Annotated in this window: 21 protein-coding genes and 1 pseudogene; 9 read left to right on the top strand and 13 right to left on the bottom strand. The window is 65.6% G+C overall.

Annotation, left to right across the window (positions count from 1 at the left end; genetic code table 11):
- Positions 1-51: 51 nt before the first annotated feature.
- The 12 genes from ACX80V_RS12910 to ACX80V_RS12855 all read right to left on the bottom strand — a co-directional run bounded on the left by ACX80V_RS12910 (position 52) and on the right by ACX80V_RS12855 (position 11,311).
- Positions 52-423: a hypothetical protein gene (locus ACX80V_RS12910; protein ID WP_485843551.1), complete on the bottom strand. Its 372-nt coding sequence runs from the start codon at positions 421-423 to the stop codon at positions 52-54.
- A 151-nt stretch (positions 424-574) separates the two neighbouring features.
- Positions 575-1,267 carry an urea ABC transporter ATP-binding subunit UrtE gene (gene urtE, locus ACX80V_RS12905; RefSeq protein ID WP_485843461.1) on the bottom strand — a complete coding sequence of 231 codons (693 nt, stop codon included), beginning with the start codon at positions 1,265-1,267 and terminating at the stop codon, positions 575-577.
- Entirely contained in the window at positions 1,267-2,070 is an 804-nt protein-coding gene (urtD, locus tag ACX80V_RS12900; protein WP_485843460.1) for an urea ABC transporter ATP-binding protein UrtD, read from the bottom strand. Before urtD ends, urtE begins: the two co-directional genes overlap by 1 nt.
- A complete protein-coding gene (gene urtC / locus ACX80V_RS12895) occupies positions 2,067-3,248 on the bottom strand; it encodes an urea ABC transporter permease subunit UrtC (RefSeq protein WP_485843459.1) in 1,182 nt (393 codons plus the stop codon). Before urtC ends, urtD begins: the two co-directional genes overlap by 4 nt.
- Positions 3,245-4,129: an urea ABC transporter permease subunit UrtB gene (gene urtB / locus ACX80V_RS12890; RefSeq protein WP_485843458.1), complete on the bottom strand. Its 885-nt coding sequence runs from the start codon at positions 4,127-4,129 to the stop codon at positions 3,245-3,247. The genes urtC and urtB overlap by 4 nt, the downstream gene beginning before the upstream one ends.
- Before the next feature lie 36 nt (positions 4,130-4,165).
- A complete protein-coding gene (gene urtA, locus ACX80V_RS12885) occupies positions 4,166-5,431 on the bottom strand; it encodes an urea ABC transporter substrate-binding protein (RefSeq protein ID WP_485843457.1) in 1,266 nt (421 codons plus the stop codon).
- A 367-nt stretch (positions 5,432-5,798) separates the two neighbouring features.
- Complete coding sequence (locus ACX80V_RS12880) at positions 5,799-6,224, bottom strand: heat shock protein transcriptional repressor HspR (RefSeq protein ID WP_308292606.1); 426 nt, start codon at positions 6,222-6,224, stop codon at positions 5,799-5,801.
- Between the two features lie 15 nt (positions 6,225-6,239).
- On the bottom strand, positions 6,240-7,217 hold the full coding sequence (locus tag ACX80V_RS12875) for a DnaJ C-terminal domain-containing protein (protein ID WP_485843456.1): 978 nt from the start codon (positions 7,215-7,217) through the stop codon (positions 6,240-6,242).
- Positions 7,218-7,312: 95 nt separating this feature from the next.
- Entirely contained in the window at positions 7,313-7,999 is a 687-nt protein-coding gene (locus tag ACX80V_RS12870) for a nucleotide exchange factor GrpE (RefSeq protein WP_485843455.1), read from the bottom strand.
- Positions 8,000-8,001: 2 nt separating this feature from the next.
- Positions 8,002-9,882 carry a molecular chaperone DnaK gene (dnaK, locus tag ACX80V_RS12865; protein ID WP_485843454.1) on the bottom strand — a complete coding sequence of 627 codons (1,881 nt, stop codon included), beginning with the start codon at positions 9,880-9,882 and terminating at the stop codon, positions 8,002-8,004.
- A gap of 221 nt (positions 9,883-10,103) precedes the next feature.
- On the bottom strand, positions 10,104-10,466 hold the full coding sequence (locus ACX80V_RS12860) for a hypothetical protein (protein ID WP_485843453.1): 363 nt from the start codon (positions 10,464-10,466) through the stop codon (positions 10,104-10,106).
- A 113-nt stretch (positions 10,467-10,579) separates the two neighbouring features.
- Positions 10,580-11,311, bottom strand: coding sequence for a TetR/AcrR family transcriptional regulator (locus tag ACX80V_RS12855; protein WP_485843452.1), 732 nt, complete (start codon positions 11,309-11,311; stop codon positions 10,580-10,582).
- 126 nt (positions 11,312-11,437) lie between these two features.
- Between ACX80V_RS12855 and ACX80V_RS12850 the strand changes: the two genes are divergently transcribed.
- Complete coding sequence (locus ACX80V_RS12850) at positions 11,438-12,367, top strand: NAD-dependent epimerase/dehydratase family protein (protein ID WP_485843451.1); 930 nt, start codon at positions 11,438-11,440, stop codon at positions 12,365-12,367.
- 26 nt (positions 12,368-12,393) lie between these two features.
- On the opposite strand, the gene ACX80V_RS12845 is transcribed toward ACX80V_RS12850, so the two are convergent.
- Positions 12,394-14,622, bottom strand: coding sequence for an MMPL family transporter (locus ACX80V_RS12845; RefSeq protein WP_485843450.1), 2,229 nt, complete (start codon positions 14,620-14,622; stop codon positions 12,394-12,396).
- Between the two features lie 187 nt (positions 14,623-14,809).
- On the opposite strand from ACX80V_RS12845, the gene ACX80V_RS12840 reads away from it, so the two are divergent.
- The 8 genes and pseudogenes from ACX80V_RS12840 to ACX80V_RS12805 all read left to right on the top strand — a co-directional run bounded on the left by ACX80V_RS12840 (position 14,810) and on the right by ACX80V_RS12805 (position 21,552).
- Positions 14,810-15,325 carry a MarR family winged helix-turn-helix transcriptional regulator gene (locus ACX80V_RS12840; protein ID WP_485843449.1) on the top strand — a complete coding sequence of 172 codons (516 nt, stop codon included), beginning with the start codon at positions 14,810-14,812 and terminating at the stop codon, positions 15,323-15,325.
- A 55-nt stretch (positions 15,326-15,380) separates the two neighbouring features.
- Entirely contained in the window at positions 15,381-16,202 is an 822-nt protein-coding gene (locus ACX80V_RS12835) for a methyltransferase domain-containing protein (protein ID WP_058930884.1), read from the top strand.
- A 59-nt stretch (positions 16,203-16,261) separates the two neighbouring features.
- Entirely contained in the window at positions 16,262-16,573 is a 312-nt protein-coding gene (locus ACX80V_RS12830) for a type II toxin-antitoxin system Phd/YefM family antitoxin (RefSeq protein ID WP_485843448.1), read from the top strand.
- Positions 16,573-16,962 (top strand): type II toxin-antitoxin system VapC family toxin, encoded by a 390-nt coding sequence (locus ACX80V_RS12825; protein ID WP_485843447.1) that lies wholly within the window; start codon positions 16,573-16,575, stop codon positions 16,960-16,962. Before ACX80V_RS12830 ends, ACX80V_RS12825 begins: the two co-directional genes overlap by 1 nt.
- A 21-nt stretch (positions 16,963-16,983) precedes the next feature.
- The gene (locus ACX80V_RS12820; protein WP_485843446.1) at positions 16,984-17,607 is read left to right on the top strand and encodes a LysE family transporter; all 624 of its coding nucleotides are present in this window, start codon (positions 16,984-16,986) and stop codon (positions 17,605-17,607) included.
- A 99-nt stretch (positions 17,608-17,706) separates the two neighbouring features.
- Complete coding sequence (locus ACX80V_RS12815; protein ID WP_485843445.1) at positions 17,707-18,717, top strand: bile acid:sodium symporter family protein; 1,011 nt, start codon at positions 17,707-17,709, stop codon at positions 18,715-18,717.
- 122 nt (positions 18,718-18,839) lie between these two features.
- Positions 18,840-19,399: pseudogene (locus tag ACX80V_RS12810) on the top strand (low molecular weight protein-tyrosine-phosphatase).
- Positions 19,396-21,552, top strand: a complete 2,157-nt coding sequence (locus ACX80V_RS12805) for a chorismate-binding protein (RefSeq protein ID WP_485843444.1) — start codon at positions 19,396-19,398, stop codon at positions 21,550-21,552. The pseudogene ACX80V_RS12810 and the gene ACX80V_RS12805 overlap by 4 nt, the downstream one beginning before the upstream one ends.
- The last annotated feature ends 4 nt before the right edge of the window (positions 21,553-21,556 follow it).

Below are 21,556 nucleotides of genomic sequence, written 5' to 3'. Positions count from 1 at the left end.
GATGCAGGCCACAACCGGCCCCTTAGGCCGTGTGCCCGGGTCGCCGGAGTCCTACCCCATCGCCGGCGCTACCGACGTTCCCGGGCTGAACTGGCGGCGGGCCCAGCGGGCGAGTTTTTTGCCCTTGCCCTTCCACCAGTTGTCTTCGTCCTTGTCGTGGTGCAGGCGGAAGATGATTGCCACCATCACGAACATCGACATGCCAACGTCCATCCAGGACCAGGCCAGCGCGTCGATCAGCACGCTCATGCCGGCGGCGATGATGGACGGAACGGCCAGCGTCCGGAAGACCGTGCTGGCCACGTAGCGCCGGTGCGACCTCGGCACGGACAGCGCCCGCACCATGTCAAAGCACATGCACACCACCACGACGGCCTGACCGGCGGCAAGCAGGATCAGCCCAACACTGGACCCTGCGAACATAACGACTGATGAACCAAACACGAGAAACCCCCAGAGGCTCGAACCCTGCGCTGTGAGACCCAGCTGAAGTTCCATTCAAGCCACTGGGGGCGGTCCGGTCACGAGTAGTGAGTACTCGCTTTTCCGGCGTCGGACAAGCGTTGTTCTTGCCTCAGATGAGCATTGCCTGCCGCACATTGGCCGCCGATCCGGCGCCGCCGGCTCCTGAGGACGAGACCCTTCCGGCCGAAAGGACGTAGTAGCTGTCCGCAGCATGGAGGGCAAAACCGATGTGCTGCTCCACCAGGAGGATACTCATGCCGTTGCGCTGGGACAGCTTGACGATGGTCGCTTCGATCTCGGCCACAACGTTGGGCTGGATGCCCTCGGTTGGTTCGTCCAGGATCAGCAGGCGCGTGTCGGTGATCAACGCCCGGGCAATGGAAAGTTGCTGCCGCTGACCGCCCGACAGCAGCCCGGCCCGCCGTGCCAGCAGCGGCCGGAGCGCGGGAAACATGTCGAGGGCCTCCGCCACGCGTTCAGTGCCGTTCCTGCGCCCGTCCGCGACGACCTGCAGATTCTCCATGACAGACAGCTGCCCGAATGACTGCTGGCCCTGCGGTACATAGGCCATGCCACGCGCCACGCGCTGGTGCGGGCGGAGGGCCGAGATGTCCTCCCCGTCCAGGATAATGCGTCCCGCCATGGGTTTGAGCAGGCCGACGACGGCGCGTAGCAGCGTTGTTTTGCCGGCGCCGTTGTGCCCCAGGACGGAGACAACGGCTCCATCCGGGACGGTCACGCTCACCCCGGAGATCACTTGCGTTCGGCCGTAGCCGGTCTGCAGATCTTCGATTTCCAGCATCAGCGGCCGTCCGTTCCCGAGGTACCCAGGTAGACGTCCTGCACCTTCTTGTCTGCCTGCACCTGCGCTACGCTTCCCTCGCTGAGGACCTTGCCAGCGGCGAGGACAGAGACTGACGTGGCGAACTCCCGAACGAAGTCCATATCGTGCTCAATGACCAGGGTGATGCGGTTGGCTGCGATGCGGCGCAGCAGTTCGCCGGTTTCCCCGCGTTCATCCTGGCTCATCCCCGCGATGGGCTCGTCCAGGAGCAGGACGTCCGAGTTCTGCACCAGCAGCATGCCGATTTCCAGCCACTGCTTCTGTCCGTGGGCGAGGATGCCGGCCTTTTTGTCCGCTTTGCCTGCCAGGCCGATGATGTCCAGTGCTTCTTCGACGGCGGGGTCCACGGCCTTCCGGCGGCGGAGCATCTGGAGCGGCCTCCGGCCGGAGCCCGCAGCGATGTCGAGGTTTTGGAGCACGGACAGGTTCTCAAACACGCTTGCGGTCTGGAAAGTGCGCCCGACGCCCAGCCGGGCGATCTGGTGCACTTTGCGGCCGAGCATCTCTGTGCCCGTGTGGTTCACAGATCCAGTGGCCGGAACCAGGCCGGTGATGGCATCGATTACTGTCGTTTTGCCGGCGCCGTTGGGGCCGATAAGGAACCGCAGGTCGCCCTGGATCACATCAAGGTTGACATTGTCCACAGCCAGGAATCCGTCAAAGGAGACCGAGAGGTTGCGGACTTCAAGGTATTTGGGCCGGCCGCGGCGCAGCCCCCCGGCCTGTGGCTCCCCGTCCGGGAGCAGCGTGGGCGTGCTCATCTGCTGACCTCCTCAGGCTTGGTGGCTCTCTCTTCAACGTCGGGATCTGGAGCTTTGGGACTGGGCGCTGCGGGATCTGGCGGCGCGGGACTGGGCGCTTTGGAACCAGGCGCTGACGCTGCGCGCGGGGTTTGGCGCCGCCTGGCCACCAGCGCCGGCAATGAGGCAAGCCCGCCAGGCATAAACCCGATAACCAGGACAAACAGCAGGCCCTGGAAGTACACCCAGAAGGACGGGAAAGTGGAAGACAGGCTGGACTGGGCTGCGGCTACGGAGACCGCGCCGAGGACTGGCCCGAGGAGGGTCGCGCGGCCGCCGATTGCGACGCCGATGAGGAACGCGATGGATGGGATCACGCCCACGTCTGCCGGGGAAATGATCCCAACGAGCGGAACGAACAGCGCCCCGGCAACGCCGGCCAAGACAGCGGCCGCCACGTAGATGACGGTTTTGACGGTCGCCGGATCGTAGCCCAGGAAGCGGACGCGCTCCTCCTGGTCCCGGACCGCCACCAGCAGCTCGCCGAACCGGCTGTGCATGAGCTGCCGGGCAATGGCGAGTGACAGCAGCAGGACCACCGCCGCGATCATGTACAGCATGAGCTTGTTGTTCGGGTCCTTCAGGTCAAAACCGAAGAAGGACCGGAAGCCGTTGAGTCCATTGGAACCGCCGGTTGTGGCCTGCTGGCCGATCAGGAACACGGCGAACGCAGCCGCGAGAGCCTGGCTGAGAATCGCGAAATAGGCGCCTTTGACGCGGCGCTTGAAGATGGCCAAACCGAGGACGAGTGCCACGAGCCCCGGAACCAGGACCACGGCCAGGATGGTCACCGCGGGGCTGCGGAACGGTTCCCACCAGCCGGGCACCTCACCGCTGCCGTAAAGGGACATAAAGTCCGGCACTCCGGAGCCGCCGAAGAGCGACGCGTCGGCCAGCTTCATGTGCATGGCCATGATGTAGGCGCCAAGCCCGAAGAACACCCCCTGGCCCAGGGTCAGCATGCCGCCGCGTCCCCACGCCAGGCCGATGCCGACTGCCACGATCGCGAAGCAGAGGAACTTCCCCAGCAGGCCCAGGTTGAACGCCGGAAGCACCGCGGGTGCAACGCCCAGGAGCAGGACCGCGCCAAGGGTGAATCCGGCCGCGGTTGCCCACCGCCCACGCAACAGTGTTCTCATGCCAGGCTCCTCGTTTTGAGGCTGAAGATGCCCTGCGGCCGAAGCTGGAGGAACACCACGATGACTATCAGGATCAGGACCTTGCCGATGCTGGCCGTCGTCGAGTACTCGAACACGGACTGAAGCACGCCCAGGGCAAACGCGGCGATGACGGCCCCCTTGATCTGGCCGATGCCACCGGCCACCACCACCAGGAAGGCATCGACTATGTAGTTGGTGCCGAGGTACGGGCTTGTTGACCCAATGAGGGTGACCGCGACGCCGGCGATGCCTGCCAGGCCCGAGCCGATGAAAAACGTCAGCTGGTCGCTGCGCCGGGTTGATACCCCGCTCGTTTCCGCGAGGTCCCGGTTCAGCACAACGGCCCGGATACGGCGCCCGAGCGGCGTGGCCTTCAGGAGGAGGACCAGGCCGGCGAGGCACAGCAGAGAGAGCCCCAGGATGAAGAGCCGGGTCAGCGGGATGGGAGCGCCCAGCAACTCGATGTTCCCCTGGAGCCATGCCGGTGCACGGACATCAACGCTGGGTGCGCCGAAAATGTCACGTGCGGCCTGCTGCAGGATGAGCGCCACCCCAAAAGTGACTAGGAGCGTGTCCAGGGGCCGGTGGTACATGCGGCGCAACAGCACCGCTTCGAGCACCAGCCCCAGGACACCTCCCACCAGGAAGCCCGCGGGAATGGACACCAGCAGCGATACGCCGGCGTCGGAGATGGCCTGCTGGACCACGAAGGCCGTGTAGGCCCCGGCCATCATGAACTCACCGTGGGCCATGTTGATGACCCCCATCTGGCCGAAGGTCAGCGACAGTCCCAGTGCCGCCAGGAGCAGCACGGAGCCGAGGCTGAGTCCGGCGAACATCTGCCCTATCAGGAGTTCCATTCCAGCAGGCCTTTCATTCGATGTTTCCGGGGTCCGTTACTTGGCCAGGTTCTTGGCCCAGGCGTAGGTGGCCAGGAACGGATCCGGTTCAACCGCCGCGGGCGATGACCACACCGTGTCGATCAGGCCCTCCGCGTTGATCTTGCCGATGCGGGGGGTCTTGGTGATGTGGTTGTTCTCCCCGTTGACCGTGACCAGGCCTTCAGGCGCCTCGAAGGTCACTCCGTCCGCGGCGGCCTGCACCTTGTCCACCTCGAATGATCCGGCCTTCTCCACCATGGCTTTCCAGAGGTAGAGCGAGGTGTAGGCAGCTTCCATGGGGTCGCTGGTTACCCGCTCGGCGCCGAACTTCGCTTTGAACGCTGCGACGAACTTCATGTTGGCCGGGGTATCCAGGGTCTGGTAGTAGTCCCACGCAGTCAGCTGGCCTTCCACGTTGTCCAGGCCGACGCCGGGGACTTCCTCCTCGGCGATGGACACGGAGACCACGGGCATGCTGTCCGCCGTCAGGCCGACGCTCTTGTACTGGCGGAAGAAGGCCACGTTGCTGTCGCCATTGAGGGTGTTGAAGACCGCATCGGCCTTGGAGTCACGGACTTTGTTGACGATGGTGGAAAATTCCGTGGAGCCGAGCGGGGCGTACTCTTCGCCGAGGACTTCGATGCCCTTGGCTGCGGCGTAGGCCTGGATGATTTTGTTGGCTGTCCGTGGGAAGACGTAGTCACTGCCAACCAGGAAAAGGGACTTAGTTCCCTGCTCTGCCAGGTAGTCCAGGGCTGGAATGATCTGCTGGTTGGTGGTTGCCCCGGTGTAGAAGATGTTTTTGGAGGACTCCAGACCCTCGTACTGCACCGGATAGAACAGCAGCGCGTCGTTGGCCTCAAAGACCGGGAGCATGGCCTTGCGGCTTGACGAGGTCCAGCCGCCGAACACCGCAGCGGTGCAGTCCTGCTGGATCAGTTTCCCGGCACGCTCCGCGAACTTGGTCGGCTCGCTGGCGCCGTCCTCACTTATGACCTCAAGCTGTTTGCCCAGGACACCGCCGGAAGCATTGATCTCCTCGGCGGCCAGGGTCAGGGAGTCGAAGACGGTGCTCTCACTGATGGCCATAGTGCCTGAGAGTGAGTTGATGAACCCCACCTTGACGCTGCTGCCTGAGGTGTTTACACAAGAAGTACCGCTGCTCGCGGTGGAGCCGGCGGACGCAGGGTCTGCTATCTGGCTGCCGCAGCCTGCCAGGACCGTGGCCATGGCGGCAGCCGCCAGGGGAAGGAAAGCGCGTTTGGTGACCGAAACCCTCATGTGTACCTGCTTCTCACTCCGCCGCTGCGCTGGGCAGCGACTCGCCTCCGAGGTCCGTCAGAAGTGACCCCTTGCGATGAACGTAGGAGCGAATTGTTTCGGCGCCTGCCCGGTTGGTTTCGAGACCGTTTCGGGGCGGCTCCCCGTCCCGGCCGGGAGTTGAGGCGCACGACAGCTGCGCGCGAGAAAACCGCGGGAGAGCGGGCCTGGGAGAGTTAACCTGCGGGTAACCTGCCGCGGCGTAACTTTGGCCCGATAGCCGGACATAATCCGGCCCGGGCACGGATAACCGGCCCTGACCTGTGGCTATACGCAGATCCCAAGAAGCGGGAAGGCTGTCCAGGCGCCGGTTGGGCTTCCCCGGCGTTTATTCGCCCAGTGCCCTGGGCCGCCAGACCACGACGGCCTGGGACCGCGCGCGGGGGCGCTGGCCGCGGGCCAGGCTCACCACGTCGCCGGCGGCACCGGCTGCGAAGATCCGCGAATCGAGGGGATCACGACGGCGGCCCAGTTCCTCGGTCAGCTCGCTCACCCTGCGCTGCAAGGCGGCCACCTGGTTCTCGAGCTCAAGGATCCGTTTAATGCCTTCGAGCGAGACGCCCTCGTGGGACAGCCGCTGGACTTCGCGCAGCATGTTGATGTCCCGCTGCGAGTAGCGGCGAGACTTCCCTGGCGCCCGGCTGGGCGACACAATGCCCAGCCGGTCATACTGCCGGAGCGTCTGCGGGTGCATATCCGCCAGTTCAGCCGCGACGGAGATCACGAAGATCGGCTGGTCAGCGCTGATGTCCACGGTCTGCTCCGTTGCTTAGAGCCGGGCCTTGGCGGCCAGGCCTTCACGGACATCGGCGTCGGCGGTGGCTTCGGCAAAGGCCTTCACGGCTGCTTCGGCTTCCTTGTTCAGGTTCTTCGGCACCGCGACGTCGATGGTCACCAGGAGATCGCCGGTGACCTTGGAGGTCTTCACGCCGTGGCCTTTGACCCGGAGCGTACGCCCCGAAGGCGTGCCGGCCGGAACGCGGACCTTGACGGTCTCGCCGTCGATGGTGGGGACCTGGATGTCGGCGCCCAAGGCAGCTTCCGGGAAGGTGACCGGGACATGGATGCGGAGGTTGTCGCCGTCGCGCGTGTAAAACTCGTGGGGCTTGACGGACACGGCCACCATGAGGTCGCCGTTGCCGGCGGGTCCTGGCTGGCCCTTGCCGCGGACGCGCACTTTCTGGCCGTCCTTGATGCCGGCGGGAACGCGGACGTCAATGACGTCACCGCTGGGTTCGCGCAGGCCGATGGTGGTGCCGCGGATGGACCCGGAGAAGGAAATGCTGGTGGTCGCCGTACGGTCGGCGCCCTTCTGCGGCGGGCGCTGGAAGCCGGTCTGGCCGCCGAAGCCGCCGCCGCCGCCAAAAAGGTCAGCGAACTCGGGCGGGATGCCGCCTGAGGTGTTGAACCCGCCGGGCTGACGCCCCGCGCCGCCGGTGAACAGCCCGCCGAACATGTCCTCGAAGCCGCCGTTGCCGGCACCGGCCCCACCGGGGGCAAAGCGCGCGCCGCCGCCCATGGCCCGGATGGCGTCATACTGCTGGCGCTCGTCCGGATCAGACAGCACTGAATAGGCCTCGGAGATGTCCTTGAACTTCTTCTCCGACGCAGCGTCCCCCGAGTTGGTGTCCGGGTGGTGCTGGCGGGCAAGTTTCCGGTAGGCCTTCTTGATGTCGGCGTCGGAAGCGTCCTTGGCGATACCAAGGATCGCGTAAAAGTCCTTGTCCACCCAATCCTGGCTAGCCAATGGCGTTTCCTTTCAAATCTCTGTGCCGAGATGGCAGTTCGCGGCAATGTTCTTGCGAATCACTGCCGCGAACTGCCATCTCGATGGGGTAAATGCTACGCAGGAACTGCGACGATGACCTGTGCTGCGCGGAGGACGCGTTCGCCTGACCGGTAGCCGGAGCGGAGGACCTGGCTGACGGTGTCAACCTCGATGTCCTCGCCCGGCTGCTGGATGAGGGCCTCGTGGATCGTGGGATCGAACTCCACTCCGGTCTCATCAATGCGGACCAGGCCGTACGTCTTCAGCGCGTTCTCCAGCTTGGTGGCGATCGCGGCGAACGGGCCGTCGGTCAGGTCACCGTGCTGGCGGGCAGCGTCGACGTCGTCCAGTACCGGCAGCAGGGAGTTCAGGACGCCGATAACGGCCATCTCCCCTGCCACGGCCCGGTCGCGCTCAACGCGCTTGCGGTAGTTGACGTATTCAGCCTGGAGGCGGAGGAGATCGTTCTTCAGCTCGGCAGCTTCAGCGTGTCCTGCACCCTGTGCCACCGATTCCTCGGCCGGCACCTCGATGCCGTTCAGGATTTCCTCGGCCTGGGCGAGTGCATCGCCGTCGCTGTCAACAGGCTCGCCCACTAGGGGTTCGCCCACCGGAGACTCGCCCACCGGCGCGTCAGCGGGCTGCTCGCCCTCCGGGTGCCGGGCCTTCCCTGTCACCGGATCAACCTTGCGGTTGTCCCGGATGACCGGCTCCGGGTTCGCGGATGAGTTGTGCTCTTCCTCGTTACCGTGGTGCGGCATGGCTACTTCTTCGCTTCGTCTTCGTCGATGATCTCGGCGTCGACGATGTCCTCGTCAGCAGCCTTGTCACCGGCGGAGGCGCCACCAGCGGCGCCTTCGGCACCTGCGGCACCGGTGGCACCGTCCGGCGAACCGGCCTGGGCGTAGATGGCCTCGCCGAGCTTCGACTGGGAAGCCTGGAGCTTCTCGAACGCGGTTTTCACGGCTGCGTCATCGGTGCCCTCGAGGGCCTTCTTGAGCGCGTCGACGTCGGCCTGGACCTCGGTCTTGACCTCTTCGGGCAGCTTGTCGGCGTTGTCGGCAATCAGCTTGTCCACGGAGTAAGCAAGCTGCTCGGCCGTGTTCCGGGTGTCCGTTGCCTCGCGGCGGGCCTTGTCCTCGGCTGCGTGCTCCTCGGCGTCACGGACCATGCGGTCAATGTCCTCCTTGGAGAGTGCGGTACCGCCGGTGATGGTCATGGACTGTTCCTTGCCGGTGCCCTTGTCCTTCGCCGAAACGTGCACGATGCCGTTGGCGTCAATATCGAAAGTGACTTCGACCTGCGGGACGCCGCGCGGCGCCGGCGCGATGCCGGTCAGCTCGAACGTGCCCAGCGGCTTGTTGTCGCGGGTGAACTCGCGCTCGCCCTGGAAGACCTGGATGGCCACGGACGGCTGGTTGTCGTCCGCGGTGGTGAAGGTCTCGGACCGTTTCGTCGGGATGGCCGTGTTGCGCTCGATCAGGTGCGTCATGACGCCGCCCTTGGTCTCGATGCCGAGGGACAGCGGGGTGACGTCGATCAGCAGGACGTCCTTGCGCTCGCCCTTCAGAACGCCGGCCTGGAGTGCTGCGCCGACGGCCACAACTTCATCCGGGTTGACGCCCTTGTTCGGCTCCTTGCCGCCGGCCAGTTCCTTGACCAGGTCGTAGACAGCGGGCATACGGGTGGATCCGCCAACGAGGACGATGTGGTCGATCTCGGAGAGCTTGATGCCTGCTTCCTTGATGACGTCGTGGAACGGCTTCTTGGTGCGCTCGAGCAGGTCCTTGGTGAGGTCCTGGAACTTGGCGCGGGTCAGCTGCTCGTCCAGGTGGACCGGGCCGTCAGGGGTGACGGAGAGGTACTGGAGCGAAACGTTGGTGCTGCTGGAAGAAGAGAGTTCCTTCTTGGCCTGCTCGGCAGCTTCACGGAGGCGCTGCAGGGCGATCTTGTCCTTGGACAGGTCGATGCCCTTGACCTTGAGCTGAGTCAGCAGGTAATCCACAACGCGCTGGTCCCAGTCATCGCCGCCGAGGTGGTTTTCGCCCGCGGTGGAGCGGACCTGGATGGTGGAGAAGTTGTCTTCGTCCTTGCCAACCTCAAGCAGGGAGACGTCGAACGTTCCGCCGCCGAGGTCGAAGACCAGGATGAGTTCGTCTTCCTTGCCCTTGTCCAGGCCGTATGCCAGTGCAGCCGCGGTGGGCTCGTTGACAATGCGGAGGACCTTGAGTCCCGCGATTTCGCCGGCTTCCTTGGTGGCCTGGCGCTCGGCGTCGTTGAAGTAGGCCGGGACGGTGATAACAGCGTCGGTGACCTTTTCGCCCAGGTAGGACTCAGCGTCGTTCTTCAGCTTCATCAGGATACGGGCGGAGATTTCCTGCGGGGTGTACTTCTTGTCGTCAATGCCGACGCCCCAGTCGGTGCCCATATGGCGCTTGACGGAGGCGATGGTGCGATCGATGTTGTTGACGGCCTGGCGCTTGGCGATCTCCCCAACCAGGACTTCGCCGGACTTGGAGAATGCAACGACGGACGGCGTGGTGCGGCCGCCCTCGGCGTTGGCAATAACGGTGGGCTCGCCACCTTCGAGAACGGAGACGACGGAGTTGGTGGTTCCGAGGTCGATACCTACTGCACGTGACATGTGTTGCTTCCTTCTTTCCTTGGAAACTTGCTGGCGCTCGTGTTGAGCGTTCTGCACTCAACTTTACCCGGGGCGCAACCGATGTCAATCCAAAGTTGAGCAGAGTACGCTCAACTTTGGATTTTTGGGTCGCGGCACCCGCAGCCGAACCCCTGGAATTCCGGGGGTTTCAGGCGGGAAATCCGCTTCCCTGGCAGTAGTTCGCTGTGCGTGAACGACCGCTACGAGTTCTTGTCCTCGTCCACTTCCACCTCGCGCGCGCTGTCAACAGAGCCGGCATCGCCGTAATCGCCTCCCGGGTACTCACCCTCCGTGGGCTGGTCCCCCGAGCCGCCGACGCCGGCCTCGCCGTAGTCACCTTCCGCGTACTCGCCCTCCTCGGGCCGGCTCCCCGTGCCGCCCACGACGCCGGCCTCGCCGTAGTCACCTTCCGCGTACTCGCCCTCCTCGGGCTGGTTTCCCGTGCCGCCCACGACGCCGGCCTCGCCGAAGTCGGCTTCCTCATACTGCCCACCTTCGCCCTCCATGCCGGGTTCGGTGCTGCCTTTGCGGCGTTCTTCTTCAGGTGCGGTGTTTTCACTCATGACGTGATCTCTCCTTTGAGTTCCGCGTCCATCCGGGCGCATTTGGAGTCTACTCAGCCCAGGCGGCGTGAAACAGGGGTGGCCGCAGACGCCAGGGCGTACTGCGATACCTGTCAGGCGCCGAGCCCCGCCATCCCCGCGAGTACGGCGAGGTGGTGGTCAAAGAGTTCGTCCCGGGCACGGAACGTGTCCGCGCCGTATTGGCCAAAAACCTCGAAACTCACGGCCCCGAAGAGCGACGTCCACACGAGGGCGCCGTTCGCCTGGAGTTCGTCCGGCATGGCCAGCCCGAGTTCGCGGCGGATCGCCTCCAGGTCGGCGGACAGGGCCGAAGATACGACGGCGGTGCGCGCCGTCGCGGTCAGCGCACCTGCCCGGTAGGCGCCGTCGAGAATGCCGATCAGGCGGTAGATCACGCGCGTTCCCGGGGTTGTGGTCTGGCCAGCGGGGGCCTGGTAGCCCGGCACCGGACTGCCAAAAAGGAGCCCGTAGCGCGCCGGCTCCCGTAGTGCCCATGTCCTGACAGCCCGGCCGAGCGCCTTGAACCTGCCATCGAAGTCGCGCTCCGGCAACGCGTTCACCGCGGCATCCACGGCGTCGCCGAGCTCGCTGTATGCGTCCACCAGAAGCAGCGTAAGGAGTTCGTCGCGGTTGGCCACGTAGCGGTAGACGGCGGAGGAGACCACGCCCAGATCCCTTGCCACCGCGCGGAGGGAAAGGGCGGCCGCGCCGTGCGTTGCCAGGTGCTCCCTGCCCAGCCTGACGATGTCAGCAATGGTCTGGGCCCGGGCACGCTCCCGCGGCGTCCGAAGGGTGGTTTCCGCGTCCGCGGCAGGGTCATTCATTGGTCCAGCATCGCATAAAGCAGAGCAGTGTCAACAATTGAGAGCACCGCTCTTGACAGCTGCCGGCAGGAGGTGCACGCTACTGGGAGAGCGGTGCTCTCAATAACGAATCCTAAAGGGGAAGCCATGAACGATGTATACGTAGTAACGGGCGCGGGGCCTGTGGGCTGGACGGTCGCAGAACAGCTCGCCAACCAGGGGAAAACCGTCAGGATCCTCACCCGTTCCGGCAGCGGCCCCGAGCATCCGCTGGTGGGGCGGGTCAAGGCCGACGTCCAGGATGCCGCCCAATTGCGGGAGGCCTTCGCGGGCGCCACCGCAGTCTTCCACTGCATCCACGGTTCCTCCTACGCTGTGGACGCGTGGCAAGCAGAACTGCCCCGGGCCGAGCAAACGGTGCTGGCCGCAGCGGGCGAGGCGGGCGCCGTCGTCGTCTTCCCCGAAAGCCTTTACTCGTACAGCGAGCCTGGGCGCACCATGACCGAAGCGGGTCCGCGGACTGCCACCGGCGGGAAACGCGGCGTCCGGACCGCGCTGCTCAAGGCGCGGGCGGCCTCCGAGACCAACACCGTCAGTGTGGTGGCCGGCGATTTCTTTGGCCCTCGGGTGCGAACCTCACATGCCGGCGAGCGCATGGTCCCCACGGTGCTGGCCGGCAAGAAACTCTGGGTCATCGGGAGCACCGATCAGCCCCATTCATTCACTTACGTCCCGGACCTGGCCGCCGCAATGATCCATGCCGCGGGGACGCCGTCGCTCTGGAACAAGGTGTGGCACGCGCCCACGGGTCCGGCCGTCACGCAGCGGCAGCTGGCCACCGCGTTCACCCAGGCCGCAGGGGTGGCCGCGCCAAAGGTGGGGGCCATACCGGGCTGGGCGCTGCGGGCCATGGGCGTGTTCTCCAAGGACATGCGGGAAGTGGCGGAACTGCTGTATCAGTTCGAGCAGCCGTTTGTGATGGACTCAGCCGCCAGTGAAGCCGGGTTTGGCCTCCGCCCGACACCCCTGCCGGAGGCGGTCGCAGCCACGGCGGCCTGGTGGCGCGCGCAGGGGTGACGAAGCCGGCGGGCGGGGCAACAGTCCTACCGGCGACCAGCGTTCTCTGCGGATTCCAGATCGGCGCCAAATGCGCCGGCATCCAGCGCGCCAGCATTCCGCCGCACCGCAACATCCAGCTCCGGCCTGCCGAGGTTGCCGGGCCACCAGATGCGCGGGCCGATGTCGTGCGCCAGCGCGGGGACTAGCAGCGAGCGGACCAGCACTGTGTCCAGCAGGACGCCGAACGCCACAATGAAGGCGAGCTGCACCAGGAACATGATGGGAATGACGCCCAGGGCGGCGAACGTGGCAGCCAGCACCACGCCGGCCGAAGTGATCACTCCGCCGGTCACTCCGAGTCCGCGCAGGATGCCCGGCCGGGTCCCGTGTTTCAGCGACTCTTCCCGCACACGGCTCATCAGGAAGATGTTGTAGTCCACGCCCAGGGCCACCAGGAACACAAACCCGAACAACGGGACGGTGGCGTCGGCACCCGGGAAGCCGAGGATGTTGTTGAAGACCAGCGCCGAGACGCCCATGGCCGCCCCGTAGGACAGCACCACCGAAAGCACCAACAGGACCGGCGCCAAGACTGATCGCAGCAGCAGCATCAGGATGAGCAGGATGACCGCCAGCACGATGGGGATGATGATCACCAGGTCGCGCTGGGCGGTGGTGTTGGTGTCCAGCGCAGTGGCGGTCACGCCGCCAACCAGCGCGCCGGCGTCGACCGTTTTCACATCCTCGCGCAGCAGCTTGACGGCGTCCTCTGCCTCAATGGAATCCGCGGCATAGTTAAGCGTCGCGTTGATCAGCACCTTGCCCTCGTGGACGTCCGGCGCGCTGGGAGCGCTGGGAGCGCCGGTGATCGTCACCCCGCCTTCAGCCAGGAGGTAGGCGTCCCCCACGCCGTCGGCCGCTTTGACCTTTGCCAGCCCTTCATCGGCTTTACTTTCGTCCGCGATGACGACGGCGGGGCTGCCGCTGCCGGCGTCGAAATGCCGGGCCAGCGCGTCCTGGCCGTCCACCGCATTGGACGCGGTGAGGATGACGTCGGTCTGCGGCACGCCGTTGGCCTTTAGCTGCAGCACCCCGGCCGAAGCGACCAGCAAAAGGAGGACCGAAGTGACCCAGACCGTTCGCGGGCGGCGGGTGACCAGCGAACCCGTGGACCGCCAGACGCCTTTCTGCCCTTCCAGGCCGGTGACCAGCTCGGGCTCACGCTCGCCTGCCGGAACCAGCTTGGGGCGGAAAGGCCAGAACGCAGCCCGGCCCAAAAGCGCCATCAGCGCAGGCAACAGCGTCAGCGCGGCGAAGAGCGAGCAGAGGATGCCAGCGGCCGCCACTGGACCAAGCGCCTTGTTGGAGTTCAGGTCGGAGAACAGGAGGCAGAGGAGGGCAATGATGACGGTGGCACCAGAGCCCAGGATGGGTTCGAACGAAGCTTTCCACGCTGTGAGCACGGCTTCGGTCCGGTTGCGCGTGTGGGTCAGGGCCTCGCGGAACCGCGCCACGTACAGCAGGGCATAGTCCGTGGCCGCGCCGATCACCAAGATGGACAGGATGCCCTGGCTTTGGCCGCTCAGCTGGATCCAGCCGAGCTTTGCCATGCCGAACACCAGCAGGATGGCGGCACAGAGCGCAAAAACCGAGGTGAGCAGCACGGCGATGGGCAGCAGGAGCGAACGGTAGACGATCAATAGGATCAGGAAGACCGCGCCGAGTGCCACCAGCAGCAGGATGCCGTCTATGCCGGCGAAGGCGCTGACCAGGTCTGCCGTCAGGCCCGCGGGTCCGGTGACGAAGGTCTGCATGCCTGCAGGGGCGGAATCCGCCAGGAAGTCCCGCAACTCCCGGACGGATTCCTTCAGCTGGTCGGAGGACCCGATCGGGGCAATGAACTGGACCGCTTTTCCGTCCTCGGACGGGATGGGGCCGATCACCGCGCTGCCCAGCTCCAGGCCCTCCAGCCCGGCCTTCAGGGATGCCAGTTCGCCAAGCTCCGCGGGGCTGATGGCGGCGGTGTTTTCGATGACGATGACGGCCGGCACTTCGTCTGAATCGCGGAACTTTGCCTGCCAGTCCTGGGCCGCGGTGGCCTCGGCGCTCGCCGGCAGGAACGAGGCCTGGTCGTTCGAGGAGACCTCGTCGAGCCGGCCGAACGTGGGTCCACCCACCCCGGCAATGGCCAGCCACGTGAGAACCAGCAGAACGGGAAGGAGCCAGCGCAGCCAGAACGGAACCCTCGCGCTGTGTAGGGGACGGGATTTCATGATTCCTGCTTCGCTCGGGATGGCCGCGGTATACTTGATTCCATCCTAGAGTATCTCCACCATGGAGATAAATGCCCTGGGTTGGGTTTCCTGTTTGAAACTACTCATCGGGCGTCGCTGCAGTAATATCCGTCAGGGCACCAGACCAGATCTCGGGCACCAGCAAGCGAACGGAGGCGGGACGACCATGACAGACGAAGCGTTCCAGCGCCCACCGGACTCCGCACCCTTCGCCCTGGTCCGCCTGCTGCAGGACTTCACGCTGGAGGCCAACCGCTACGTGGACACCGCCGGCGGCCGCAACGACATGCACCGCACGGACCTCAACGCGCTGGCGGTGATCATGCGGCACACTGCCAAGGGCCAGCTGGTCACGCCGGGCATCCTGCGCAAGGAACTCAACCTCAGCTCGCCCGCCACCACCGCCCTCATCGACCGGCTGGACAGTTCCGGGCACGTGGTCAGGGAGCGTCTCGGTCCGGACCGGCGGCAGGTCCAGCTCCGCATGACACCCAAGGCGTTCCGGGACGGCAGTGCCATGTTCATGCCGCTTTCGCGCCACATGGGCAACGCCATGGCGGACTTTTCCCCCGAAGAGCTGGAGCTCGTCAGCCGGTTTATGACCGCCATGGTGGATGCCACCGTCGCGGCCCGGCAGGAAGCGTCCGACGGCGGCCCCGCCTCCCCTACCCCGCCCAAGTAAGTAGCCGCGCGGAACGTTCCGCCTGTTTTTCACTGCGGAGAGGTAGCGTTTCATTATGAGTACGCAGCAGCCTGACGACGACGATGTGTACACGCACGGCCACCACGAGTCGGTGGTCCGCGCCCACGCCTCCAGGACCGCGGAGAACTCCGCGGCTTTTGTCATTCCGCACCTCACGCCCGGGGTTTCAGTGCTCGACGTCGGCTGCGGCCCGGGGAGCATCACCTGCGATTTCGCCGGGCTGGTGTCGCCCGGAAAGGTCACCGGCCTGGACCGGTCGCCGGACATCATCGCCCAGGCGACGGCGCTTGCCGTCGAGCGCGGTGTGGCCAATGCGGAGTTCCTGGCTGGCAACATCTATGACCTCGATTTCGAGGACGAAACGTTCGACGTCGTCCATGCCCACCAAGTGCTCCAGCACCTGACGGACCCGGTGGAGGCGTTGCGCGAGATGCGCCGGGTGGCGAAGCCGGGCGGCATTGTGGCAGTGCGCGACGCCGACTTCCACGGCATGAGCTGGTACCCCGCCATCCCTGAGCTGGACGAATGGATGGACCTGTACCAGCGGATCGCACGACGCAATGGGGCCGAGCCCGACGCCGGCCGCCGACTCGTGTCCTGGGCCCAGTCCGCAGGCTTCAGCAACGTGGCACCCACCAGCAGCAACTGGCTGTATGCCACCGGGCAACAGCGGAGATGGCAGGCCCGGGTCTGGGGCGAACGCGTGCTGCATTCGGCCTTCGCAGAGCAGGCCCTTGAATACGGCTTCGCCAACCCAGCGGACCTGGCCCGGATTTCGGCTGGCTGGCACCGCTGGGGATCCACCGACGACGGCTGGTTCCTCATCCCGAACGGTGAGGTCATCGCCCGGGCGTGATTTCCACATAGGCATGACAGTGCCTATCAACCCAGCACTGGCGGCAATAGCGTCGGAATATGAGCTATTACGGAGAGAACGAATACTGGGCAGAGCCTTACACTGCCGAGGTTGACCAACTAGACTTGGTCAACATGGGACAGTACAACGTCCAAGAGGCAAAAACCCGCCTGTCTGAGCTGTTGAACCTCGTTGAAAACGGCGAGGATGTGGTCATTGCCAAGGCAGGCCGCCCGGTGGCCCGGCTGGTGAAAATCGAGCGCCCCCACAAACGCGAGCTGGGCTTCCTCGCGCCGCTCCAGATCCCGGATGAATTCTACGATCCGTGGACCGGGGAGGAAATGGGCGACGTGACGGGTGGCGATCATTGATGCGCCTGCTCCTGGACACACATGTTTTCCTCTGGGCCCTCGCCGAACCCAAGAAACTGTCCACCAAGGCCAGGAACGCCATCACTAAGCTCGAGAACTCGGTCTATGTCTCGCCCATGACCGCATACGAGTTGTCGTACAAACACCATCAAGGCAAGTTGCCGTCAGGGGCAGCCATAGTGGCAAGCTTCGGACGGCAGGTGGCCCACCTGTACGCCTCGGAGCTGGCCGTCTCCGCGCCGCATGCTTTGGCCGCCGGTCAGCTGGACTGGGAACATAAGGACCCCTTTGACCGGGTCCTGGCTGCGCAGGCCATGGTGGAAGGGCTCACGCTTGTTACAGCAGATGAGGCACTCCAGGCATTTGAGCCTGTGACCACCCTGTGGTGAGGTCGGCACTAAACTTGCCAAGTGCAATTCTCCCTTTGGCTCGCCCTCGCGGGCGCCGGCGTCCTGATCAGTTTCACGCCCGGCGCCGGTGCCATCAACACCATGAGCAACTCACTCACGTCCGGATTCCGCCGCTCCATCTGGGGAATCCTGGGCCAGCAGGCAGCCCTGGTTGTCCACGTGATGATCGTGGCGTTGGGAGTTGGCGTGCTGGTGGCGAGCTCCCCGGTGGCCTTCAATGTGATCCGTTACGCCGGAGCCGCCTACCTGGTCTACCTGGGCATCCGTCAGTTCCTGAGTAAACCGGTAGTGGACCAGGAACAGGCCGCCGCTCTCCGGAACGAGCCCGCCTGGTCAATGTTCCGGCGCGGCCTCTGGGTCAACCTGCTCAACCCGAAGGCCATCGTCTTCTTCCTCGCATTTATGCCACAGTTCATCCGTCCGGAACAGCCGCTCCTGCCGCAGTACCTGGTGCTCACGGCCACCGTAGTGGTGATCGACATCCTGGTCATGTGGTTCTTCTTCGCCTTTGCCGCCAAATCCTTCCAGCGGTTCACGCACAACGCCGGCGGCCAGAAGATCCTGAGCCGGATCTTCGGCGTGCTCTTTGTGGCCGTAGGCATTCTCCTCGCGCTGATCCACTAGGCCGTCCACTAATCCGCCAACGCGCAGATGTCTGACATTTTTGCCCGGAGCATGGTCATGAAGTGGCCACCCGCCGGACATCAATGCCACGATCAATAAATGCTTGAGGCAACCAAATCCCCCACATCGACAGAATCCGACACTGATCACGCCCCGGTACCCACCAACCCGGCGCTGGCCGCCGAGGCGAAAATCGCACGGCTTGCCGTCACGATCTTCCCGGCGCTGGTGGTCCTGGCAGGCGTCGCTGGCTTCCTTGTGCCGGCAACCTTCCAGCCCCTGGGACCCAGCGTCCCGTACCTGCTGGGCATCATCATGTTCTGCATGGGCCTGACCCTGACGCCGCCGGATTTTGCCTCTGTGGTGAAGCGTCCGTGGGCAGTGGTTCTGGGCATCGTGGCGCACTACGTGATCATGCCCGGTGCGGGCTGGCTGATTGCCGTGGCGCTCCAGCTTCCGCCGGAGCTTGCCGTGGGCCTGATCCTGGTGGGCTGCGCACCATCCGGCACCGCCTCGAACGTGATGGCCTTCCTGGCCAAGGGGGACGTGGCCCTGTCCGTAGCCGTCGCTTCGGTATCCACCCTGATCGCACCCGTGGTTACGCCACTGCTGGTCCTGTTCCTGGCCGGATCCTTCCTGGAAATCGACGCCGGGAGCATGGTCCTGGACATCGTCAAGACGGTACTCCTGCCCGTCATCGCCGGGTTGCTGGCGCGGCTGTTCTTCAAGAACCTCATCGCCAAGGTGCTGCCGGCGCTCCCCTGGGCATCCGCCGTCGTAATTTCCTTCATTGTCGCGATTGTTGTGGCGGGCAGCGCCTCCAAAATCGTGGCCGCGGGCGGCATTGTGTTCCTCGCAGTGGTCCTCCACAACGGGTTCGGCCTGGGTCTGGGCTACCTGGCCGGGAAACTGGGCCGGCTAGACGACAAGGCACGCAGGGCGCTCGCCTTCGAAGTGGGCATGCAGAACTCCGGTTTGGCCGCCACGCTGGCCACCGCGCATTTCACCCCGCTGGCCGCACTGCCGTCCGCCGTTTTCTCGCTCTGGCACAACATCTCCGGCGCGATCGTGGCAGCATGGCTGGCGCGGCGACCGCTGCAGGACGCCTGACGAACATTGAAGGCGGCCGGACGGACGCAATTTTGACTTCTTTCATCAATTTTCTTACGGACCTGTCACGACATGTGAATGCCAGCTGGCCACGAATGCCCCGGTCCCGCATGCTTAGCCCCATGAACTCATCGTCGAGCCCATACCGCGTCATCGCCGTCTGCACGGGAAATATCTGCCGGTCGCCGATGGCCGAGATGATGCTGGGCGCGGCCTTCCAAGCCGAAGGCCTGGGCTCGGATGTGACAGTGGATTCGGCGGGAACCACCGGTTATGAGGCAGGGCGGCCCATCGATCCGCGCGCCGCCCGCCGGCTCGCGGAAACGCATTGAGCTCAGAGCACCATGTTGCCCGCGTCTGGCAGGCCGCGTGGTTCCGCGAGCGCGATCTCATCCTTGCACTGGACGTTGACCACTACGCCTGGCTGCGCGACGCCGCGCCAGACGCGCACGCCATGAACAAAGTCCGGATGCTCCGCAGCTTCGACCGCGCCGTTGCCGGCAGCGACCTGCTGGACCAAGGCATCGAGGATCCCTGGTACGGCGGCCATGCCGATTTTGACGCCGCCGGGGAGCAGATCCGCGGCGCTGTGCCCGGCATCGTCGCGCACGTCCGCACGGTCCGTGGCCAGGCGGCGCCGCGACAGCAGCTGATGCCGCAGCAGGTACGCTCTATTTCATGACCCCCGCACCTGTGATCATCGCCATTGACGGGCGATCCGGCGCAGGGAAAACCACTCTGGCCATCGAACTTGCCGCGCAGCTGCGGAACCATCACAAAGTCGCGCTCTTCCACCTGGAGGACATCTACCCGGGCTGGAACGGCCTCACCGCGGGCATCGAGCGCTACGTTTCCACCGTGCTCACGCCGTTGAGCCGCGCCGAGCCCGCCACCTGGACCAGCTGGGACTGGGACAGGCATTACGACGGCGACACCCGGGTCACGCTGCCCGCCGAGATCGTGATCATTGAGGGAGTGGGGGCGGCGGCTGCGGACGCCCGGCCCCTGCTCAGCGCTGTCATCTGGGCAGACTCGCCGGACGACATCCGCCGGAAGCGGGCCCTGGACCGCGACGGCGGCACATATGAGCCGTTTTGGGACCAGTGGGCTGAGCAGGAGGAAGTCTGGCTCGCCGCCGACGACGTCCCCCACGAAGCCGATATCCGCGTCCTCAACAATGCCGACGGTTCCGCCACCGCCGACGTCATGCAGGCCCTCGCGTACCTGCCCGCACTCGGACCGGTGCTTGTTCCCGAGCTTGCCGCCCGCCGGGGCCTCAGGCTGCGTGCGGAACGGCTGGACGCCAGGCCTGACGCCGCTGCCCTCTTCGCGAACCTTTACGGCGGCTCAGCAAATGCCGTCTGGCTGGACTCCTCCAACGCGGACGTCGCCGCCGCGGACATCACCAACGCAGACTCCCCAAACACGTCCGCAGGGCCGCTCCCGCAGCAGTCGCCCGCCACCGCGCGCAGCCGCTTCAGCATCCTGGCGGACGACGGCGGGACGTACGGCCAGGCGGTCACGCACCGGTCCGGCGAAAGCGTCATCACGGCAGGCTCCGCCACGGCGCGCGTGCCGGGACCGTTCTTCCGCTGGCTGGACACGGTCTGGGGACGCCGCGCGGTCCGCACGCCGGACGGTTACCCGGGTGACTTCACCCTGGGCTGGCTGGGCTGCCTGGGCTATGAGCTCAAGCGCGAAACCGGCGGAACGGACGTGGCTGCACCGACTCCTGATGCGGCCTTGATCTTCGCGGGCCGGGCCGTCGTTCTGGACCACGTGGAAGGAGCGGCGTGGCTCCTTGCCCTGGAAGCGCCCGACGCCGACCGCTGGCTGACCGACGCCCGCGCCGCCGTCGCTGCCGCCCCCGTCGCCGTCGCCGCCGCGAGCACACCAAGCTCAGGGGACCAACGCACGCACGCCGGCGGCAGCAACGGCGTCGTACGTCCCGTGGGGCCCGCGTTCAGCAGCCGCGACACGGAGCCGTCCTACCTGGCCAAAATCGCGGCCGCCCAGCACGAAATCCGTGAAGGGAACTCATACGAGGTGTGCCTGACCACCACGCTCACGGCCCGGCTGCCCGCCGCCGCGGCGGCCCCCTGGCCCACGTACCTCGCGCTGCGGCGGAAGAATCCCGCGCCGTTCGCCAGCTACTTGCGGTTCGGCGGGCTGACGGTGGCCAGCACGTCGCCGGAGCGGTTCCTGAGGATCACGTCCGACGGCGGCATGCGCGCCGAACCGATCAAAGGCACCCGCCGCCGGGGTGCTGATCCGGAGCGTGACAGGCAGCTGCGGGAGGACCTGGCGACCTCGCTGAAGGACCGCGCGGAAAACATCATGATTGTGGACCTGCTACGGAACGACCTCAGCCACTTCGCGGAACCCGGATCGGTAACGGTCAGCAGGCTGTGCGAGATCGAAAGCTACGCCACGGTGCACCAGATGGTCAGCACCATCGACGCGCGGCTACTGCCCGGCTCGCCGCGGGCCGAGGCGGTAGCCGCCTGTTTCCCGGCCGGCTCCATGACCGGCGCCCCGAAAATCAGCACCATGGCCATCCTGGACCGGTTGGAGGAGGGCCCGCGCGGCCTGTATTCCGGCGCGATCGGCTACTTTTCCCTCAACGGGGCAACGGACCTTGCGGTGGCGATCCGCACCCTGGTAACCACGGCGGTGGCGGGGGACGGCGGCGAACAAGCGTCGACGGCGGAACTCACCCTCGGCGTCGGCGGCGCCATCACTGCCGACTCGGTACCTGACGAGGAGTACGACGAAATCCGCGTGAAGGCGCACGGTGTGCTTTCCGCGCTGGGTGCGGACTTTCCCAGCGCCTGACCCC

The sequence above is a fragment of the Pseudarthrobacter arbutini genome (genome assembly GCF_054510915.1).
This window is presented reverse-complemented; position numbering and strand designations above follow the sequence as displayed.

Excerpts from the sequence above, each read along its gene's own strand:
- ACX80V_RS12860 (WP_485843453.1), bottom strand. The coding sequence starts at position 10,466 with ATGAGTGAAAACACCGCACCTGAAGAAGAACGCCGCAAAGGCAGCACC.
- ACX80V_RS12815 (WP_485843445.1), top strand. The coding sequence starts at position 17,707 with ATGCTTGAGGCAACCAAATCCCCCACATCGACAGAATCCGACACTGAT.
- ACX80V_RS12855 (WP_485843452.1), bottom strand. The coding sequence starts at position 11,311 with ATGAATGACCCTGCCGCGGACGCGGAAACCACCCTTCGGACGCCGCGG.
- ACX80V_RS12840 (WP_485843449.1), top strand. The coding sequence starts at position 14,810 with ATGACAGACGAAGCGTTCCAGCGCCCACCGGACTCCGCACCCTTCGCC.
- urtC (WP_485843459.1), bottom strand. The coding sequence starts at position 3,248 with ATGAGAACACTGTTGCGTGGGCGGTGGGCAACCGCGGCCGGATTCACC.
- dnaK (WP_485843454.1), bottom strand. The coding sequence starts at position 9,882 with ATGTCACGTGCAGTAGGTATCGACCTCGGAACCACCAACTCCGTCGTC.
- ACX80V_RS12910 (WP_485843551.1), bottom strand. The coding sequence starts at position 423 with ATGTTCGCAGGGTCCAGTGTTGGGCTGATCCTGCTTGCCGCCGGTCAG.
- ACX80V_RS12830 (WP_485843448.1), top strand. The coding sequence starts at position 16,262 with ATGAGCTATTACGGAGAGAACGAATACTGGGCAGAGCCTTACACTGCC.
- ACX80V_RS12825 (WP_485843447.1), top strand. The coding sequence starts at position 16,573 with ATGCGCCTGCTCCTGGACACACATGTTTTCCTCTGGGCCCTCGCCGAA.
- urtE (WP_485843461.1), bottom strand. The coding sequence starts at position 1,267 with ATGCTGGAAATCGAAGATCTGCAGACCGGCTACGGCCGAACGCAAGTG.
- ACX80V_RS12870 (WP_485843455.1), bottom strand. The coding sequence starts at position 7,999 with ATGCCGCACCACGGTAACGAGGAAGAGCACAACTCATCCGCGAACCCG.
- ACX80V_RS12845 (WP_485843450.1), bottom strand. The coding sequence starts at position 14,622 with ATGAAATCCCGTCCCCTACACAGCGCGAGGGTTCCGTTCTGGCTGCGC.
- urtB (WP_485843458.1), bottom strand. The coding sequence starts at position 4,129 with ATGGAACTCCTGATAGGGCAGATGTTCGCCGGACTCAGCCTCGGCTCC.
- ACX80V_RS12805 (WP_485843444.1), top strand. The coding sequence starts at position 19,396 with ATGACCCCCGCACCTGTGATCATCGCCATTGACGGGCGATCCGGCGCA.
- urtD (WP_485843460.1), bottom strand. The coding sequence starts at position 2,070 with ATGAGCACGCCCACGCTGCTCCCGGACGGGGAGCCACAGGCCGGGGGG.
- ACX80V_RS12835 (WP_058930884.1), top strand. The coding sequence starts at position 15,381 with ATGAGTACGCAGCAGCCTGACGACGACGATGTGTACACGCACGGCCAC.
- urtA (WP_485843457.1), bottom strand. The coding sequence starts at position 5,431 with ATGAGGGTTTCGGTCACCAAACGCGCTTTCCTTCCCCTGGCGGCTGCC.
- ACX80V_RS12850 (WP_485843451.1), top strand. The coding sequence starts at position 11,438 with ATGAACGATGTATACGTAGTAACGGGCGCGGGGCCTGTGGGCTGGACG.